Source organism: Enterobacter cloacae (genome assembly GCF_011078175.1).
Taxonomy (GTDB): Bacteria; Pseudomonadota; Gammaproteobacteria; order Enterobacterales; family Enterobacteriaceae; genus Enterobacter; species Enterobacter cloacae_Q.
Genome location: NZ_JAALCJ010000001.1, coordinates 700320 through 717796, shown reverse-complemented (window position 1 = coordinate 717796; position 17477 = coordinate 700320). Strand labels below are relative to the sequence as shown.

Genomic DNA, 17477 nt, shown 5'->3' with positions numbered 1-17477 from the left:
CTGTGTTACACCTGCGGGAAAATCAGCTCCAGTGCCTGGAGGGAATCTTCCCAGTCGGCGCGTTCAAAAATACCTTGTTGCAGAAATGCCTCCAGCTGTGGCCACAGGGCAATCGCTTTATCGAGCATCGGGTCGCTGCCTTTGGCGTACGCGCCGACGCTCACCAGGTCGCGGTTGCGCTGGAAGCTGGAGAGCAGTTGTTTGAAGTTACGCACGCGGGCGTAGTGCTGTTCGGTGATCAATGCCGTCATCGCACGGCTGATCGACGCTTCAATATCAATTGCCGGGTAGTGCCCGGCTTCGGCCAGACGGCGCGACAGCACGATATGGCCGTCGAGGATCGCACGCGCGGAGTCGGCAATCGGATCCTGCTGGTCATCGCCTTCGGTCAGTACCGTATAGAACGCCGTGATGGAGCCGCCGCCGCTGATACCGTTCCCCGCGCGTTCCACCAGTGCGGGCAGCTTGGCGAATACCGACGGGGGATAACCTTTGGTTGCCGGCGGCTCGCCGATGGCCAGCGCAATCTCACGCTGCGCCATCGCGTAGCGGGTCAGGGAGTCCATGATCAGCAGCACGTGCTGGCCCCGGTCGCGGAAATCTTCCGCAATACGCGTGGCGTAGGCGGCACCCTGCATACGCAGGAGCGGCGACACGTCTGCCGGTGCGGCGATCACCACCGACCGGGCGCGGCCCTCTGCACCGAGAATGTTTTCGATAAAATCTTTCACTTCGCGACCACGTTCACCGATCAGGCCGACCACGATAACGTCTGCCTGGGTGTAACGCGCCATCATGCCGAGCAGGACCGATTTACCCACGCCGGAGCCAGCAAACAGCCCCATACGCTGGCCGCGTCCCACGGTGAGCAGGGCGTTAATCGGCCGTACGCCGGTATCCAGCACGTGCTCGATTGGCGTGCGTTGCAGCGGGTTAAAGGGTTGGGTGATCAGCGCGCCGGTTTCGGTGGTATCAGGGGAGGGCAGGCCATCGAGCGGTTTGCCGCTCCCGTCCAGCACGCGGCCCAGCAGCGCCGGACCGAGCGGCAGCTGTTTGCCGCTTTGCAGGCCGTCGCCGCTGATGTTTTTCGCGTAGACACGGGCGCCGGGCAAAATCCCTTCGACTTCTTCAAGGGGCATCAGGAACAGGCGCTGGCCGTTGAACCCGACCACTTCGCTTTCCACTTCACGCGTCTCCCCCCCGTCCTGGCGCTCAATCACGCAGGTGGCGCCGAGCGGAAGTTGCAACCCCGTGGCTTCCAGGACCAGACCAGTGGCGCGTGTGAGGCGGCCATAACGACGAACGGATGGCAGCTGGGCCATCTTCGTTTCAAAATTATCGAGCGTATTAAGCCAGCGCGTAAGGCGAGCGGTCATCAGACGACTCCCGGTGCCGCCAGACGGCACAGTTCCTGCCAGCGGGTCGCGACGCTGGCATCCAGATCGCCCTCATCCGCCGAGACTTTACAGCCCCCGTGATGGAGCGACGGGTCACCGCGCAGCCGCCACCCGTGCAGGCTCAGCGTCGCGCCGAGGCTCTCTTCCACGCGCTGCAAGTCGTCAGGATGAACGCGCAGCTGTGGTTTTCCGCTGAACAGCGGCTCCTGCTGGAGCAGGCCCTGTATCTGCTTAATCAGCGCGGCGTTATCCACCACCGGCGTCTGGCCGATCACCTGACGAGCCGCCTCCAGCGCCATCTGCATCAGGCGCGAGGCAATTACGCTGTCCAGCGCATCCAGCGTGTGCTGAAACTCGCTCACCAGCTGCTGCATACGGGCATGCAGCGGCGCCTGCTGCTGGCGTGCCTGCTCGATGCCCTGCTCTAAACCTTTCGCCAGCCCTTCCTGATATCCTTGTGCATGTCCGGTCTGACGGCCTTCGTTTATCCCGGCATTGAAGCCCTGTTCGTGCGCCTGCATTTGCATCTGGGCCAGCATCTGGGCGCGCTGTTCCTCTTCACTCAGCTCGGGTTCGCCCGCCCCGGCGTCGCCCTCGTCGGATGACACAATGGCAGGGGTGAACTCTGCGGGGGGAGGGGAGAGGTCGTCAGGCGTCCAGCGCTTCCACGACAGTTCATCAGACATAGGTGTCGTCTCCGCTGCCAATCACCATTTCGCCGGTTTCCGCCAGACGACGAACGATAAGCAGGATGGCTTTCTGTTCGTTTTCCACCTGAGACAAACGCACCGGGCCACGGTTGGCGAGGTCGTCGCGCAGGATATCGGCCGCACGCTGGGACATGTTGCGCAGGAACTTCTCGCGCAGCGGCTGCTCGGCACCTTTGAGGGCGATAAGCAGGGACTCCGAATCCACCTCCTGGAGCAGGCGCTGGATACTGCGATCGTCCACTTCGACCAGGTTTTCGAACAGGAACATCTCGTCGATAATTTTTTGTGCCAGTTCGCCGTCGAACTCGCGTACCGCCGTAATAACCGCCTCTTCCTGCTGCGTTTTCATCAGGTTGATGATTTCTGCCGCCGTTCTCACGCCGCCCATTTTGCTGCGCTTGAGGTTCTGGCCGTCGAGCAGGTTGTTCAGCACTTCGGTCAGTTCCGCCAGCGCGGCTGGCTGGACGCCGCCGAAGGTGGCGATACGCAGCATCACGTCGTGACGCAGGCGCTCGTCGAACAGCGCCAGAATATCGGCAGCCTGGCCCCGTTTGAGGTGGACCAGAATGGTGGCGATAATCTGCGGGTGCTCGTCGCGAATAAGATCGGCGGCGCTTTGCGGCTCCATAAAGTTGAGCGTTTCGATCCCGCTGGCGGTGTCGCGCGTTTCGAGAATATCTTCCAGCAGGCTGGCGGCGCGCTCTTCGCCCAGCGCCTTAACCAGCACGGAGCGCAGGTATTCGTTGGCGTTGACGTTGAGCGCGGCAAACTGTTCGGCCTCCTGCTCAAACTCCGCCAGCACGTCGGTCAGCTGCTTGTTGGAGATCTGACGCACGTTGGCCATCGCCGCGCTGAGGATCTGCACTTCTCGCTGGGAGAGATGTTTAAACACCTCCGCCGCGCGATCTTCGCCAATGGTCATCAGCAGGATGACGCTCTTATCGGTGCCTGTAAGCGTATTACTCATGTTCGTTACCCATCCAACCGCGGATGACCAGCGCGACGACGCGCGGATCGTTATCTGACATTTCGCGAATGCGCTGGCTCATCACCTCTGCGCCCATGCGCTGGTTAGCACGGCGTTGCTGCATCTGCTCATCTTTGCTGAGACGAACTTCGACCGCTTCTTCCTCGTCCTGACGCGTGTTCTTCTGTTCCAGCGCGGCTTTCTCGGCTTCAGCACGACGCTGAAGCTGAGGACGAACACCCTTACGCCACAGCAGCCACGCGACAATTAGCACCAGCAACCAGCGGCCTGCGGACATCAACTGATCGAAGAATGCCTGCTGTTGCCAGAACGGCAGTTCGCCACCGGTTTCATCCACCGGGCTGAACGGCGAGTTCACGACGTTGAGGGTATCACCTCGTTTTTCAGAGAAGCCCATCGCTTCGCGGGTCAAATTTTCAATCTGCTTCATCTGCTCCGCCGTGAGCGGCAGCGGTTTCCCGTCCGGCAGCGTTTTGTAGTTCACCACAACGGCCACAGAGAGACGTTCAATATCGCCTGTGTTCAGTTTGGTATGGCGGATTGTCCGGTCAACTTCGTAGTTGGTTGTTTCGTTACGGCTGCTGTTGCGCGGTCCGGTACTGTTCGCGGTTGAGGTCGTCTGCTGATTCGCTTGCTGACCGTTCTGCGGGTTGGCCGGCGGCGTGGAGATTGGCGCGGCGTTGGCAGGCGCAGGCTGGTTAGAGAGCGCACCCGGGACACCGCCAGGATACTGGCCGCCTACCTGTTCCGTCTCGTTGATCTGACGCGAGCGTAACACGGCGCGAGAGGCATCCCCGTTCGGGGCGTACTGTTCTTCGGTCTGTTCTTTATTCGAGAAATCAATCTGCGCGGTGACCTGTGCGTGCACGTTGCTGCTGCCGACTACCGGGCCCAGAATCGCTTCAATGCGGCGCTGAAGGCGGCCTTCCACTTCGGCGGCATATTTCAACTGGGCATCGTTGAGATCGCGCCCGGCGGTGTTGGACTGCGTCAGCAGATGTCCACTCTGATCCACTAGCGTGACATTACCCGGCGGCAGACCGGCTACCGCGCTGGAGACCAGGTGCGTAACGGCGCTGATCTGCCCTTCATCCAGCGCACGGCCAGGTTCAAGGTTAACGGTCACAGAGGCGGAAGGGGACTTTTGTTCGCGGACAAACAGGGACGGTTTAGGCATCGCCAGGTGCACACGGGCACTTTTCACCGGACCTAAGGTTTCAATCGTACGGGCCAGCTCACCTTCAAGCGCGCGCTGGTAGTTAACCTGCTCGCTGAACTGACTGATGCCGAATTTTTCCTGATCCAGCAGTTCAAACCCAACCGCGCCGCCTTTCGGCAGCCCCTGCTGGGCGAGACGCAGGCGAAGCTCGTGCACTTTATCTGCCGGCACTTCAAGCGCACCGCCGTTATCGGCAAAGCGATACGGGATGTTCATCTGGGTCAACTGGGTGACGATGGCGCCGCCATCCTGGTCGGAAAGGTTGCTGTAGAGCGTGCGGTAATCCGGGCTTTTTGCCCATAAGACCATCGCGACAACGATCGCAATGGCGGCAGCGCCTGCCACAATCAACGGGATCTTAGGGTTGGCGCGAAGGCGGTTCATCCACTCGAGTGATTTATTCTGTGGCGCTGTCGATGCTGCTGTCGCACTCATTGCGCACCTCTTAAATCCTGGTGATTTACGTTATTCGTGTAGAGAAACAAAACTGACTCCCGGGTCGGCAAACACGACAAAAGTTCCATACTGATGGCCCTGCCATTATTTGATGATTCGGGATTTTCTATGCGTCAAATAACCTGGTTTTTTCACGCTATTTACCGCCATTATCTTATTGACAAGCTGTTAGTCTTGACCTCGTAAAAAACCATCCAGGGGAGAGTTATGGCTATACAGGGCATTGAAGGGGTACTCAGTCAGTTACAGGCAACGGCGATGACCGCCCGTAACCAGAGCGTGGCTGACCAGCCGCCTGGCGTCAGCTTCGCCGGCCAGCTGCATGCGGCGCTGGACCGGATCAGCGACAAGCAAAACGCGGCCCGTACCCAGGCAGAGAGATTTACCCTCGGTGAACCCGGCGTGGCACTCAACGATGTGATGGCCGATCTGCAAAAAGCGTCGGTGTCGTTGCAGATGGGGTTGCAGGTGCGTAACAAGCTGGTGTCGGCGTACCAGGAAGTGATGGGCATGCAAGTTTAGGTTATCTAACCTAATGATATTTATAATTAATAACCATCCGATCCCACAGCGTGGGGCATGGATGGGGCAAACTCACTCAATTTCTGGTTGAGGATGAGTACCTGGTCCTGATTATTTTCAGCCATCCAGGATCCGTACACCCGGTAAACCATTTGCGCGTCGGTGTGGCCCATTTGCTTCGCGATGAAGTTCGGGTTGGCACCGGCAGCTAACGACCAGCATGCATACGTGTGTCGGGACTGGTATGCTCTGCGATAGCGAATCCCGGCGCGTCGCATTGCCGCTTCCCACGACTGGTTAATCGACCCCACTGCGTAATGATGCCCGGCACGGCCATTACGTGATGCGATCTGCGGGTTGAAAACGAACGTGCATGGATGCACATCGGTACGGCCATACTCGCGCAGTTTCACCTCAACCTGATACTGCTTACCCAGGCGAGTTAAATCGGCCTGGCTCTTCAGCACGTCGATCGCTGGCTGAATGAGGTTGATGATACGGTCCGTCCCGGCCTCTGTTTTCGGAAGGGTGAACTCCTTCGTTAACGTGTGGTTCCGGCGGATCATCATCGTACCCGCTTTCAGGTCGATATCTTCCCAGGCCAGCGACACAAGTTCTCCGTGGCGCACGCCGGTGTAGACGGCAAGTGACCACATGTTTTTCAGTTGCTGGTGGGCGCAGGCGTTAATCAACCTGACAAACTCATCGCGCGTCAGCGGGTCAGGCTCGCATCGTGACCGCTTAAGCATGGCGATCCCGGTGAACGGATTCACCTGTACATAACCGCTATCAGCGGCAAACTTAAACATCCCGCCCATGGTCTTCATGTAGTTGTTGACCGTTCTGACTGAGCGGCCCTTAACCGGCGTTTTCTGCCCGACTTTCAGCGTGTGATAACCGGTCAGCAATTCCTTCCTGATAAACAGCAGATCTTCCTGTGTTACCGCAGATACCAGCCTGTCCCCACCAATCCTGGGCACCATGTTGCGAGCTATAGATGCATAGCGTGACATCGCGTTGGTGCTGATCTCCATACGCTTCAGTTCAAGCCACTTGTTCGCCAGCTCGAGTACGGTTATTTCCTTGCTCTCCACTCCGAACTTCTTCAAGTTGGGAGAGTCAGGGAACTGAGAAGCGTAATTAAAACTCCCCGTCTTAATTGAAAAGCAGACAGATGCGCGCAATTCGCCTGCCACCTTCCGGTTTTTTGTTGTATCAGGTACGCCAAGGCTTTCCCTCACCCTGACGCCTTTATAGATGAACCATATACGGAGAGTGCCTCCGTGGTTCTCAACGCCTGTTGGGTATGCTGACTTAGCCATTAATCCCTCCTGACGCCCAAGAGCCTAATAAGAATACCGCGTTCATCATGATTGAGCACCTGGCTGCTTCGATGCCTGCTGTTCAATCCACTGATTGATCGCCTCTGTGTTGTACATGCACTCACTGTTTGGCTTTGGATTTCCGTCTGGTGAAACGTGCATATACTCACGGCCGGCGAACCAGGATTCTCTCCGTGCACGCTCGATTGTGCCAGGCCTTAACCCGGTTACAGCAATAAGGTTTTGCTCTGTCACCCATTTATTGGGCGTCAGCTGTATAATGTCGCTCATGGTTATCTCCAGGCAAAAAAGAAGCCGCCTGTAGGCGGCAATAACATCAATGGATTTACGAGGCAGTGCATCCGCACCCAATAGCCGACTCATTGAATCAGCTATCAGTTGCGTTATCGGTGGGTTATATTCCTGTGCATTGAAAAGGAGGGATTCATGGCAACTTATAAGCAGATTCAGGAATACGTCAAAGCACAGAACGGAGTCACTGTTAAAACATGTCACATCGCTCATGTTAAGCACATACATGGTTTCCAGATGAAACAGGCACCGAACCGCATTTCTCCTGAATCAAGGGTGTATGAATGCCCTGATAAGTTCGTACTCTATATCGAGCAAGCGATGAAGCATTTCGGGATGATTGGTTAATCTCCTTATGCCGCACGCTGGGCGCGCAGCCTAAAAATGCCTTCATTTGGATATAGTGGCTGGGCTTGTTGTGAGGTCTTATCTACTGTGGATGGAACCGTCAGGATAGAGCCATGAATCACCTTCAAGATGAACAGGGCCATCATCGCTATCGCTGGGGCGAATCTCTGCATGCAGATCCGATAAGGGTTTCAGATTCTCACGTGCTTTATTCTCCAGCTGCCAGTAAGTTTCGACATCGTAACCGAGGGAGATCAACTGCTCATCGGTATTGACTCCCAAATCTTTTTTTAGCCCTATGATAGTGTAGATCCACTTTTTACCATCTTTAACGAAAAGGGGACGATCTCCCTCCGTTGATTCATTAGGTATCTCAACGAACCCATTACTAAGGGCATCGAACTCCGAATGCTTGAAATATCTTCTCGTGTTCATGACCACCTCTACTATGCCTAACATCAGCACCTGATTATGCCAGAAAATGAAATCAAGTTTTTATAGTGGCTTACGAAAACTGATGAATATCAGCCTGGCCATTGTCACTGCTCCCGGAACTGTCGGTTAATTAGGTTGAAGGTGAACGCCAGCAATAAAAAAGGCCGCGATAGCGACCTGGTGATTAGTGCCTTCATGCCTCTGGCACCGGAGGAGTGGGTGCCCAATGAGTAATGTTCATTTCCTCATCATCCAGGCTCTCGATCTGATAATTCCAGTCCCAGTCACCTGTTTCAGTCAAGCACTCTGAAAGCCAAACTGAGCGCCAGCCAATGACCCAGCCCTCACCGTTGGCGTCAAATAACAAACACTGCTGATTAGGGGAAGGTAGGCCATCTTTAACTGAAACAACCTCTGATTTAATTGCATCTTTCCACGCAACTGCCGCCAGCTCTCCGCCGAGAATGTTCATGCGGGAATGCACTGCTGGCTCTTTCCCGTCCTCAAAATCTACGACAAAAGTTACCTTGCTCATTGTTCTGCTCCGAAGCGGCGATTAAGCCGCCCTGTGTATACGACGAACTCCAGGAGGCTAACTCCCAGAGCTTCAATTTTCTTGTGATGCTTGTTGATGATGGGAGGCACCGTTTCGTTCCAGTTAGGCTTTGGCTTCTTGCGCATGGCCTGCTGGATTTCCTCGGTGCAGCGGCGGCAGGCCGCGCGGATGGCGTTGTCTGTTTCAGGCGTCATGCGGCCTCCCTGCGGGCGAGAAGTTTCGCCCCGAAAGCCATCAGCTCGTCCCGGTCCACAGTTGCGAAGTGGCAGTGTGTGCGCGGGTACGGTCGCCAGATGATGAGCATTGAGCCCTTGTTGTTTCCGCTGACAGGCTTACCGGTAACCGGGTTGATAAATGCCAGCCGCCCGGCGGTGATGAAGCGAACCTCGCTGGCGGTCTGGATAGCCTCCTTGAACCAGCCAACCGAAGTGTCTGCCGGTACCAGCATCACCGTCCCTATCTGATTGGCGCTCTCGGCGGCGGCCTTCTTAACGAACGGCGTGATGTCGCTGTACGGCGGGTTCAGCCAGACGTAACCGGGAATGCTTAGGTCATCAGCCCAGACCGTTTCCAGCGTATTCTGCTCGGCAGTGATGAACTTCCGGCACAGCGCGTTATGCGGCGCTGCGGCGGCATCAAGTTGGAAGCAAAACTCAGCATCAAGGGAAGCGAAGAGTGCTGGTGGAGTGCGCCAGAGGTCGCGCTGATCTGCTGGCGTGTTGCTGCCGGTGTAATCGGTCATGATTCCTCCCGCTCCGGATCGTTAACATCCCAGCCATTACGCTCAATATTGGTTTGCAGCCGCTTATCTCCGACCTCTTCAATGTTGCGGCCGGTAATCTCTGCGACTTCGGCGTTTGAGTGTCGCCACAGCAGCGCCAGCTCTTCGGTAGTCCATTCAGGCATGACTTTTCCCCCTGCCGATCGGGCAAGTGAGTTGCGCTTGCTGCGCACGGAGTGGATAGAGCGACCGGTTGCCGCAGCGATTTCTTCAGGAGTGAACCGGCCAAACAGAAACAGCTCTGCTTTGGTCCACTTCCTGAGGTTGATCTTCCCCGGGAATCTCACATCGAGGCGAGCGGCCTGTGTGTATACGGCGCGCTCACTTCTCTCCAGTTTTTCGGCAATCAATGAGACGGGCATCTGTCCGGCAACTTCATGCAGGAACAAGTTTTCCCATGGCTGCCAACGGTCATATGGCATTATTCATCCCTCATTTGATGATTAGGGATGGTTTTCCGAGCTTGATCTGCGCGCCAGGAATTACAATGCCAGCCTCAATTTGGTGTTTTATAGCCAACTTGTCAGGTTTGATGTTCGTCTCGTATTCGACAAACTCAGGAGGAAGCGCGCTGGCATCAGTAATCTCTACTGACTTAGACGGCGCTCGGACCGTTACCTGATGGATTCCTGCCTTGAGTGATTTCTTGCCTGCTGTTTCGAGGGAGGTGGCCACATAATCTTTCATGCTCGCCACACGGTTTTCTGCGGCTTTTGCGCGTTCTGCAAGGCGCTTGCTTTCTTCTTTCAGCGCCTCGGCATAAGCAGATTCGTTTTTGCAGACAGCAAGGATCTGCTCGACCTTTGCTTCCAGCTCCCACTCAATCCCCTCGAGAGTGTCAGCTATCATTTCAGGCTCCATTCCTGAATCAGTCAACTTTGCGAAATCATTGGCGATCTGGTAAAGAGCTGTCATTGCGTAACCTCTTCGAATTTTGCTTTGCACTTGGCATAAACGGCCTGAACCTCTTGTTGAAGCTGCATTCCGACGGTCATTTTGTAAGCTGCCTGGAAGTGGGTTTTGAGGGCATGCATATTTTTCGCCTGCTTCATGTCCTCACACAGCGACTGGATGGTGTTGGTAAGTTCCTGTTTTGCGTTTTCTTCTGACTGAATGATCTCGCTTTCAGGGGTGTATGGCATAACTGGCTCGGTGTATATGCCTTCGCTCTCGTTAAGCACATCGACGGCATTATCCAGTCGGTCAGCACGCGGCCAGTATTTATAGGCTCTCTTGACGATCGTCTTCCTGGCCATCTCAGACCAGAAGTTGACCCAAGGGCCTTTTGGTGATGTTCCCGCTTTGCTCACTTTCCTGATTTCTTCTATCTCAGCGAGGCTCATCTCTTCAGTGAGATAATCGCCATCAGCGGTTTTAACTGTGCAGTAGCCACCGATAACGGCGCCGCGATCGTCAGGTGTAGCAAATGGGTTGTATTTGTGAGCTGGTGCCTTATCGAGACCCAGCGTCTCGTAGTCGTCGCCAGCATGAACGAGCTTGCACTGGCCCCACTTGATGACGCCAGCCGACTGGGCGATGTGCAGAAGGCCCATATAGCTGATATCGAGGCAGACCATACCGTCGCGCGGAACCAGATAAGCCAGTTTGCTGGCAGGGTTCAGGCTTATGCCGACCGCTGCAACGTTGATGATCGCGTTCTGGGCGCTGGTGGGGTTGGCAATCGCCGTTTCTGCCAGTTTTTGATTGCGCTGGAATAACTGGATAGCGAACTGGCATTCCTTTGCCCATGTCAGAGACTGGTCGGTAAGGGCGCCGACAAATAGCGGCTCCTGCTCCTTAACGAACTGAATCAGATCGAAGCTCATAATCACTCCTTAAAAAGGGCAGGGCGCTTGGCGCTGCCATTCTTCTTCGGCCCGGGCATATGCGCAGGCCGAAATGTATTCGTTGTATGCCTCTTCGGCCTTTTCTCCGATAAGTGCAAACTGGGCTTCCTGGGGCAGGAACAAGCTGCTCATTTCCAGAGGTTTCGCAGGGAACATGGCGATCAGTTCCTTAGCCCGGTCGTCGATCCACTTCTCTTTCTCGTCGATGAGTTGCTGCTCAACCCAGCGCCGATCTTCGATGCGGTCGTAAGTGAGGTATGCGTTCATGGCTGAACTCCTGAAATTTGGATGTGCAGATCCCGCCCGCGTAATGCCAGGCCGATCGGTTGAGTAGGGTGGTTAGTGCTGGATAGGGTTGCCGTGACCGTCCAGAAGGACGTCAATCACGCAGTCACTGAGGCGGATTATTTCAGCATCGGTGTGCAGGTACACCCATTTGCGCTCCTGAATGACTGCTGAGACGCGATACGTTCGGCCTTCATGCATTGCCATCATGCCGGGCGTGACGCACTGGCGAATGAGCGGGGTGGTGCCGTAGTGAGACATCATTTTTTACCCTCCACCTGAGGCAGTAAGCCAGCAACGTGCATCTGCCAGCGATTCAGTGTGACCTGTTCGCGTGGATTGGTGAGCGACGTTAACCGCCACTCGTTATTGTTCAGGGCGCAGCGCTTTACGGAGTATTGCTTGCCGTTGTGGGTGACTGTCATGATTCCTCCCGGGCGCGGAGCATTGCGTCGGCAATGTGATACGCATCTTCGGCTAATTCTTTGTACTGTGGTGATTTCGGGCCGCCACCAAACGAATGCCCGTCCCATCTACGCACAATGGCTGCCATAGCCTTTGCCGCGAAGTAGTCGCGTAGCGACATACCACCACTGGTAATAACCTCTTCCACGCCTGGGGCTACCGGCTTTCTTATGTGTGGAAAAGCTGGTCCGCCATGATTTTCTTTGCTCATAATCATCTCCGCGCTTAAGGCCGCGCCGCCGAACGTTAAACAAGACTTCTGCGCTAATGGGCGGTGGATGGCCGCCGGTTGTCATAACTTAGTCGCCTCGGTGAAGCGACTGAGGTATGAAAAAAGCCGCTGGTTAGGCGGCTTTGATTGCTCGAATTGTTGTCCAAGTCACGGAGTGCTCAGCCGTCAGTTTGAAGTGGCGCTCGCACTCATGGCATTGATGCTCTTCTTGGCAGGCGTCGTAGGATTCATCGGTGGAAATTTCAGCCTTACACCATGGGCAGCGAGCCTCATCTTCGTGCCAAAAATCCATCTCATCATATTCATCATCAGGAACGATCCGCGCCTCTGCTTCTGCAAGACGCTTTTTGTTAATTTGTTCCTGACAGTCATTGCAACGCCATCCGTCACTGCAACCCCAAACAGCACCAATTCCATCAATGCCTGGAGATTTAGCTGCACGCTCTCTATCTACACCGCAATCAACGCAGACATCATGCTTGTCACAGCGAACATAGGCCCATTTAATAGGTGAGCCATTGCAATGATCACAACCCTCAACCCAATGCCAAACCCCATCAATTTCCTTTGAGTACCAACTCCTTTCTGGTGGCGTGATTTCAAAATCGCATTCCTGTATGCACTTTCCACCCTGGACAATCCGCTTTCCAAACATCTGAACTCTGCCGCTTCTGACACGTTCAATTCCTGAGAAAAGTCGAGGGTCGTTAATGACGCCCCGGATAATCTCCCCATCAATTCGTTTACACATACCCTTACCCTCTGTCGTTACCCGCTGATGCGGGAGAAATGCTTTGGTGGTGTGGTGGACTGGCACTGAGTCGCCACTCTCACTTACTTCCTGACGCCCTTTTTCTGTATTGGCAAACAACTATCTGCCCAGCCGGTTTTCAGGTCTTATCACACTGCTAGCGTTGCACCTCGCTTGAGGACACCGCCACCACACCCCAAAACATTCCAGTTACGCACCATTGCCGCTCTTCCTGAGCCCGCCGGGCGTCCGACGCATGGTTTACTGTCGCGCCGTTCGACTGACCGAATCTCCACTTCGCCGCTGGCTAACTTCGCTCAGCTGTCGATGTTTCGTTTCGATGAGCTAACAATAGCTAAAGCGATTATTTGAGTCAATCGCCATAACGATATTTATCATCGATAATGCGATAATCGCATGATTGTTAAAGCTATTTTTATTGAAATTTATTTACGTGTTATGCTGATTTTTTTTGGAGGGGGATACGTATGGACCATAAAGAATGGGTTGATAAGCTCCGCTGGCTAAGCCCAGAGCAGATCGTTCAGGTTCACTTTGGACTTCAGGAGGATATCAAGAAATATTACAAGCTGAGGGGAGAGGGCGATAACCTCGCAAGGGCCGAGCATTTATGCGAGCAGATGATTGCGCTATCTGAATTGGCGTTCCCAGCTTTGCGTCATGCTCATGACAAAAGGGTGGAAGAATACGAGTCGTTAACTGGAAATAAATATCCCAGCGAATTTTATCCGCCGTCACATTATGGCTTCTCACAGCTGTCAGTGATTTTGAAAAAAAGAAAGGACTACCAGCGCATTGAGGATATACGCGAGAAGCTGATTAAAGAGGGTTGGAGATGCTAGCCCGGGAGCCGGGCTATGCGAAGCGCTTATAGTCGATGGACTGTCTGAGCAACACCTTGGCCATCACGTAGAACGCGTCCTCATCCTCAGGTTCGACGTACCATTTTTCGTAAATGGGGTTATCGGATATTACTGCCAGTCGGTCACGCTGCATCTGAAGCCGCTTTACATGGAGAGTTTTGCCAAAGACAAACACATAAACCCCATCACCGTCAAAATGCGTAACGCCGGTATCAACAAAGATCTGATCTCCAGGCGAAATCGTCCCATCCATACTGTCGCCATTTACGGTAATGACTTTAACGTGCGTAGCTGGCCGGTTGCCAAACAAAGCGCGCGCCTGTTCAGTTGTGTATTCGATGGCCCGGATAGTTTCAATGAAATCGCTCGTGACCAGGGTGCCCGGACCAGCACTGGCTTTAACGTCGAGTACATCCACGCGATAAATCCCATTCAGTGACGGCTTAACCTGGTATAGCGCAGTTGACTCCCTGACGCCACCGGCAGCCATTTCCCCCTCACCAGTAGAAAGCCATTCAGGACGAACACCAAGTACAGAGGCAATCTCAACGGTTTTTCGAGAGCCTTTAGCATTCTTGAGTAACTTGTGTACGCTGGACTGAGCCATGTCGACCTCTTTAGCTAATCGACCCTGTGTATATCCAGCGCTTTCCATTGCCTGCGCTAAGCGCTCCGAGAATCCCATATTCACCTCTGTTAATGACCCCTTTAACTCTATCGCTCAAGCGATTATTTAGCAAAAAATCGCCTATGCGATTGACATTCGCTAAAGTGATAACCATAATCGCTTTAAACTGATAGCTGAGGTGATTATGAAAACCCCAACAGTAGAGAAGAACTCCGCAGTAGAGAAAGCGATCGCCATCGCTGGCAGCCAAAAAGAACTGGCAAAACGTTGCGGCAAAGCCCAGTCCACTATCTGTGACTGGCTTAACGGAAAGAAACGCATCTCCCCGGTTCACGTTCCTGAACTGGTGAAAGCGGTTGGTGGTGAAATCCAGGCTCATGAATTCCGCCCGGACCTGCCGTCCATCTTTCCACACCCTGACAACCATGCCGCTTAACGGCGGCCATAACCACGAAAGGGAAAGCAATGCATTCACTTGCGTACCAACAAAATACCAAATTATCGGTGCCACCGATGATTTACCAGAATCGCCGGGAAGCTGATTCCACGGCGCTAAACGTCGATGGGGTCCGCGCAGCAGTTCGCGCCTGGGCAGCTGATTGCCGCAGCCGTGAATTTGTCGCAGCGCTGATTGTTGAAGAGTGGCGGTCAACCGGCGGAACCGGTCTGGATATCCCGACTGACTCACACCGCCAGATGCAGAAGGTGTTTCGCTGGATTGATGGCGACACCGAATACGCCGCCAACAACATTCGCCAGCTGGCCCCGGCAATCATGTCCGTGCTGCCGCTGGAGTATCGCCATCGACTTCTTCCAGAGGACAGTTTTATGTCCCGTTTAGCGCGACTTGAGAAGGAAACGAGCGAGGCGAAAGTTGCTGTTGCGATGAACGCTCCGCGCCACCAGAAGCTCAAGGAACTGAGTGAGGGGATCGTAGAGATGTTCCGTGTCGACCCGGACCTGACCGCTCCGCTGATGGCTATGGTCACGTCGATGCTGGGGGTTATGTGAGAACTACAGAAATGGCGAAAGCCGGTCTGCGCGAACAGAACCGACTTTCTGGTGAAATTAATTGGATCAATTCACAGAGGCAATTATGCATCTCGAGCCATTAACAAAGCAAGTCGGCGTATTGAAGACTATGGATGTTCCAACCGACTTCAGAATGGAAGGGTGGGTATACGTGTTAAGCAATCCATGTATGCCTGGCATCTACAAAATTGGAATGACCACAACAAGCCCGGAAGTTCGAGCGCGAGAGCTTTCATCAGCTACTGGTGTTCCTGCTCCATTCAAGGTTGAGGCGGCTTTCTACAGCCACTCTCCGCTCGAAGCTGAAAAAGAGATTCACGATGCTTTGTCGGAATGGAGAGTAAACGAGTCTCGCGAATTTTTTCAGCTTGATTTGAAAGAAATTATTCATGCTTGCTCGTGTAGCTGTGAATGCCAGGTCGGTGAAAAAGCTGAATATATAGCTATTTACCACGACTTCATCATTTTTGAGAGCCTTAGCAAAATCAATATACCTGAACTTTTTAATGAGATTGGGATTAGCGTCTTCGGCGACAAGCTTGCAGCTGCTGAGCGATTAATTCGAATCGGTGCGGAAACTATTTTCAATATCCGGAGAAAAAGCGGCGTTGTTATCGCTGTGCACGATTCAAATGCGTATGCGATCGAACCGGCTGATGAACAGGCGCTAAAGGAAGCCATGAATGAATATCAGGCTCGCAGAGAAGAGCTTGAGAAACGTGGAATTTACGGCCCAGAACAACCAGTGGAGTTTTAAATGGCCAGATCGCGAAATATCAAACCAGGCTTTTTCACGAACGACGAGCTTGCAGAGTGTCAGCCGCTGGCGCGCATTCTCTTCGCTGGTCTGTGGACTATCGCCGATAAAGAGGGTCGCCTGGATGACCGCCCTAAGAAAATTAAAGCCATGGTGCTGCCTTTTGATGATGTCGACTGTGACGCTTTATTGCAGCAGCTGCATCAGCATAAATTCATCAATCGCTACCAGGTGAATGGAGATTCCTATATTCAAGTTTCTAACTGGAAAAAGCACCAGAACCCGCACTGCAAAGAAGCGGCAAGTGAGATACCAGAACCGTCTCAGAACCAAAATGGCACTGAACAAGAACAGTGCAATTCAGATGCAAAAGAGGAAAAGGAAGAAGAGGGAAAGCCTCAAGTCATTGAAAATAATGAAGCACAAGAAAAGCACGGTGCTAGTAATGTGCATGAACAGGTTCAGAACAGTTTAAATCCTGCTGATTCCCTTAACCTGATTCCTGATTCCCCTATCCCTGATCCTGATTCCTTGGTTAACACCCAAGCCGCTGACGCGTCTTGCGAAGAGGCCAATGCAGATATTCATGAAATATCGAGTCGGTACGCATTCGAGGGTCAGATCGTTAGGCTGAACCACAAGGACTATCAGGCATGGTTAAACCTGTACCCGCTGATAGACCTGAGCTACGAACTTCAGAAGCTGGATATTGAGTTCACTCATGAGAAACCAAAAAACTGGTTTATCACTGCCAGCCAGAAGTTGAGCTATCAGAACAAGCAGGCGGCAGCGCGAGGTAAATCTGCTGCTAAGCAGGATCTGGACTTCAACAACACTGACTGGGCCTACGGGGTGATCCGATGAAATCTCTTGCAGAGCAGATGCGTAACCATGACCTCGAGCAGATGAGCCGCATGGCCCATAACCTGCCAGAGCAGTACCAGGAGCGCGCCCCGGTCGAGCAGGTGGCGCAGGTATTCAACGGACTGTTCAACCAGCTGCGCGCCGCGTTCCCGGCCAGCATGGCGAACTTCCGCACCCAGGAAGACCTGAACGAATTCCGCCGTCAGTGGCTGCTGGCGTTTCAGGAGAACGGCATCCACTCAATGGCTCAGGTCGATGCCGGTATGCGCATTGCCCGCCGCCAGGAGCGCCCATTCCTGCCGTCGCCGGGCCAGTTTGTAGCCTGGTGCAAGCAGAGCGGCGGAGCGCTGGGCGTCAACGTTGACCAGGTGATCGCCGAATACTGGGACTGGCGTAACCGTTCGTTCGAGTTCACCTCCAGTGAGCAATTCCCCTGGTCTCAGCCGGTCATGTACCACATCTGCGTAGAACTGCGCCACCGCAGCACAGAGCGCCAGTTAACGCATGGTGAGCTAGCGCGGGAAGCGGGTGAACTGCTGGATATGTGGGAGATACGTGTCACGGAGGGCAAACCAGTGCCGCCGGTACGCCGGGCAATTGCAGCACCTGCTGCCGACCACGGGCCGACTCCGATCCAGCTGCTTCAGGCCAAGTACAACCGCATCAAGTCGAACGGGATGGTGTGA

At 54.2% G+C, this 17477-nt stretch carries 27 protein-coding genes; 8 read left to right on the top strand and 19 right to left on the bottom strand.

What is annotated here, in order from left to right; all coding sequences use genetic code 11:
* Window positions 1-5: 5 nt before the first annotated feature.
* Genes fliI through fliF form a run of 4 tightly spaced genes read right to left on the bottom strand, consistent with a single transcriptional unit; the run spans window position 6 to window position 4749 of the window.
* On the bottom strand, window positions 6-1376 hold the full coding sequence (gene fliI, locus G6Q29_RS03575; protein WP_017693144.1) for a flagellar protein export ATPase FliI: 1371 nt from the start codon (window positions 1374-1376) through the stop codon (window positions 6-8).
* Window positions 1376-2083: a flagellar assembly protein FliH gene (fliH, locus tag G6Q29_RS03570; protein WP_165464539.1), complete on the bottom strand. Its 708-nt coding sequence runs from the start codon at window positions 2081-2083 to the stop codon at window positions 1376-1378. Before fliH ends, fliI begins: the two co-directional genes overlap by 1 nt.
* On the bottom strand, window positions 2076-3074 hold the full coding sequence (gene fliG, locus G6Q29_RS03565) for a flagellar motor switch protein FliG (RefSeq protein WP_165464538.1): 999 nt from the start codon (window positions 3072-3074) through the stop codon (window positions 2076-2078). The genes fliH and fliG overlap by 8 nt, the downstream gene beginning before the upstream one ends.
* Window positions 3067-4749 carry a flagellar basal-body MS-ring/collar protein FliF gene (gene fliF, locus G6Q29_RS03560; protein ID WP_165464537.1) on the bottom strand — a complete coding sequence of 561 codons (1683 nt, stop codon included), beginning with the start codon at window positions 4747-4749 and terminating at the stop codon, window positions 3067-3069. Before fliF ends, fliG begins: the two co-directional genes overlap by 8 nt.
* A 228-nt stretch (window positions 4750-4977) precedes the next feature.
* On the opposite strand from fliF, the gene fliE reads away from it, so the two are divergent.
* Complete coding sequence (gene fliE / locus G6Q29_RS03555; protein WP_003859612.1) at window positions 4978-5292, top strand: flagellar hook-basal body complex protein FliE; 315 nt, start codon at window positions 4978-4980, stop codon at window positions 5290-5292.
* A 26-nt stretch (window positions 5293-5318) separates the two neighbouring features.
* On the opposite strand, the gene G6Q29_RS03550 is transcribed toward fliE, so the two are convergent.
* Both G6Q29_RS03550 and G6Q29_RS03545 read right to left on the bottom strand, forming a co-directional pair.
* Window positions 5319-6614, bottom strand: a complete 1296-nt coding sequence (locus G6Q29_RS03550) for a tyrosine-type recombinase/integrase (RefSeq protein WP_165464536.1) — start codon at window positions 6612-6614, stop codon at window positions 5319-5321.
* Window positions 6615-6659: 45 nt separating this feature from the next.
* Window positions 6660-6905, bottom strand: coding sequence for an excisionase family protein (locus G6Q29_RS03545; protein WP_040074976.1), 246 nt, complete (start codon window positions 6903-6905; stop codon window positions 6660-6662).
* Between the two features lie 156 nt (window positions 6906-7061).
* On the opposite strand from G6Q29_RS03545, the gene G6Q29_RS03540 reads away from it, so the two are divergent.
* Window positions 7062-7274, top strand: a complete 213-nt coding sequence (locus G6Q29_RS03540) for a hypothetical protein (RefSeq protein WP_165464535.1) — start codon at window positions 7062-7064, stop codon at window positions 7272-7274.
* A 78-nt stretch (window positions 7275-7352) separates the two neighbouring features.
* Here the strand turns inward: G6Q29_RS03540 and G6Q29_RS03535 are convergent, their stop codons facing one another.
* From G6Q29_RS03535 to G6Q29_RS03480, 12 genes are all read right to left on the bottom strand, one after another.
* Window positions 7353-7733, bottom strand: coding sequence for a hypothetical protein (locus G6Q29_RS03535; RefSeq protein ID WP_165464534.1), 381 nt, complete (start codon window positions 7731-7733; stop codon window positions 7353-7355).
* Between the two features lie 169 nt (window positions 7734-7902).
* Entirely contained in the window at window positions 7903-8244 is a 342-nt protein-coding gene (locus G6Q29_RS03530) for a DUF551 domain-containing protein (protein WP_165464533.1), read from the bottom strand.
* A complete protein-coding gene (locus G6Q29_RS03525) occupies window positions 8241-8459 on the bottom strand; it encodes a hypothetical protein (protein ID WP_109956910.1) in 219 nt (72 codons plus the stop codon). The genes G6Q29_RS03530 and G6Q29_RS03525 overlap by 4 nt, the downstream gene beginning before the upstream one ends.
* Complete coding sequence (locus G6Q29_RS03520) at window positions 8456-9007, bottom strand: phage N-6-adenine-methyltransferase (RefSeq protein ID WP_165464532.1); 552 nt, start codon at window positions 9005-9007, stop codon at window positions 8456-8458. The genes G6Q29_RS03525 and G6Q29_RS03520 overlap by 4 nt, the downstream gene beginning before the upstream one ends.
* Entirely contained in the window at window positions 9004-9468 is a 465-nt protein-coding gene (locus tag G6Q29_RS21675) for a hypothetical protein (RefSeq protein WP_242637197.1), read from the bottom strand. The genes G6Q29_RS03520 and G6Q29_RS21675 overlap by 4 nt, the downstream gene beginning before the upstream one ends.
* Window positions 9469-9478: 10 nt before the next feature.
* Complete coding sequence (locus G6Q29_RS03510; protein WP_165464531.1) at window positions 9479-9961, bottom strand: siphovirus Gp157 family protein; 483 nt, start codon at window positions 9959-9961, stop codon at window positions 9479-9481.
* Entirely contained in the window at window positions 9958-10872 is a 915-nt protein-coding gene (locus tag G6Q29_RS03505) for a recombinase RecT (RefSeq protein WP_165464530.1), read from the bottom strand. Before G6Q29_RS03505 ends, G6Q29_RS03510 begins: the two co-directional genes overlap by 4 nt.
* Before the next feature lie 9 nt (window positions 10873-10881).
* Window positions 10882-11160, bottom strand: coding sequence for a host nuclease inhibitor GamL (gamL, locus tag G6Q29_RS03500; protein ID WP_165464529.1), 279 nt, complete (start codon window positions 11158-11160; stop codon window positions 10882-10884).
* A gap of 72 nt (window positions 11161-11232) precedes the next feature.
* Window positions 11233-11442: a hypothetical protein gene (locus G6Q29_RS03495; protein ID WP_022651077.1), complete on the bottom strand. Its 210-nt coding sequence runs from the start codon at window positions 11440-11442 to the stop codon at window positions 11233-11235.
* Window positions 11439-11603 carry a hypothetical protein gene (locus G6Q29_RS03490; RefSeq protein ID WP_165464528.1) on the bottom strand — a complete coding sequence of 55 codons (165 nt, stop codon included), beginning with the start codon at window positions 11601-11603 and terminating at the stop codon, window positions 11439-11441. Before G6Q29_RS03490 ends, G6Q29_RS03495 begins: the two co-directional genes overlap by 4 nt.
* On the bottom strand, window positions 11600-11854 hold the full coding sequence (locus G6Q29_RS03485) for a hypothetical protein (RefSeq protein WP_147273960.1): 255 nt from the start codon (window positions 11852-11854) through the stop codon (window positions 11600-11602). The genes G6Q29_RS03490 and G6Q29_RS03485 overlap by 4 nt, the downstream gene beginning before the upstream one ends.
* A 133-nt stretch (window positions 11855-11987) precedes the next feature.
* Window positions 11988-12626: a hypothetical protein gene (locus G6Q29_RS03480; RefSeq protein WP_127341243.1), complete on the bottom strand. Its 639-nt coding sequence runs from the start codon at window positions 12624-12626 to the stop codon at window positions 11988-11990.
* A gap of 488 nt (window positions 12627-13114) precedes the next feature.
* On the opposite strand from G6Q29_RS03480, the gene G6Q29_RS03475 reads away from it, so the two are divergent.
* Window positions 13115-13489: a hypothetical protein gene (locus tag G6Q29_RS03475; RefSeq protein WP_165464527.1), complete on the top strand. Its 375-nt coding sequence runs from the start codon at window positions 13115-13117 to the stop codon at window positions 13487-13489.
* 13 nt (window positions 13490-13502) lie between these two features.
* Here G6Q29_RS03475 and G6Q29_RS03470 read toward each other — a convergent pair whose 3' ends face one another.
* Window positions 13503-14195 carry an XRE family transcriptional regulator gene (locus G6Q29_RS03470; RefSeq protein WP_165464646.1) on the bottom strand — a complete coding sequence of 231 codons (693 nt, stop codon included), beginning with the start codon at window positions 14193-14195 and terminating at the stop codon, window positions 13503-13505.
* Between the two features lie 127 nt (window positions 14196-14322).
* Here G6Q29_RS03470 and G6Q29_RS03465 point away from each other — a divergent pair, with 127 nt between their 5' ends.
* The 5 genes from G6Q29_RS03465 to G6Q29_RS03445 all read left to right on the top strand — a co-directional run bounded on the left by G6Q29_RS03465 (window position 14323) and on the right by G6Q29_RS03445 (window position 17477).
* A complete protein-coding gene (locus G6Q29_RS03465) occupies window positions 14323-14574 on the top strand; it encodes a transcriptional regulator (RefSeq protein WP_001514164.1) in 252 nt (83 codons plus the stop codon).
* Between the two features lie 29 nt (window positions 14575-14603).
* Complete coding sequence (locus G6Q29_RS03460; protein WP_165464526.1) at window positions 14604-15149, top strand: toxin YdaT domain-containing protein; 546 nt, start codon at window positions 14604-14606, stop codon at window positions 15147-15149.
* 61 nt (window positions 15150-15210) lie between these two features.
* Window positions 15211-15927, top strand: coding sequence for a GIY-YIG nuclease family protein (locus G6Q29_RS03455; RefSeq protein ID WP_165464525.1), 717 nt, complete (start codon window positions 15211-15213; stop codon window positions 15925-15927).
* Entirely contained in the window at window positions 15928-16791 is an 864-nt protein-coding gene (locus tag G6Q29_RS03450) for a hypothetical protein (protein WP_165464524.1), read from the top strand.
* On the top strand, window positions 16788-17477 hold the full coding sequence (locus G6Q29_RS03445) for a replication protein P (RefSeq protein WP_165464523.1): 690 nt from the start codon (window positions 16788-16790) through the stop codon (window positions 17475-17477). Before G6Q29_RS03450 ends, G6Q29_RS03445 begins: the two co-directional genes overlap by 4 nt.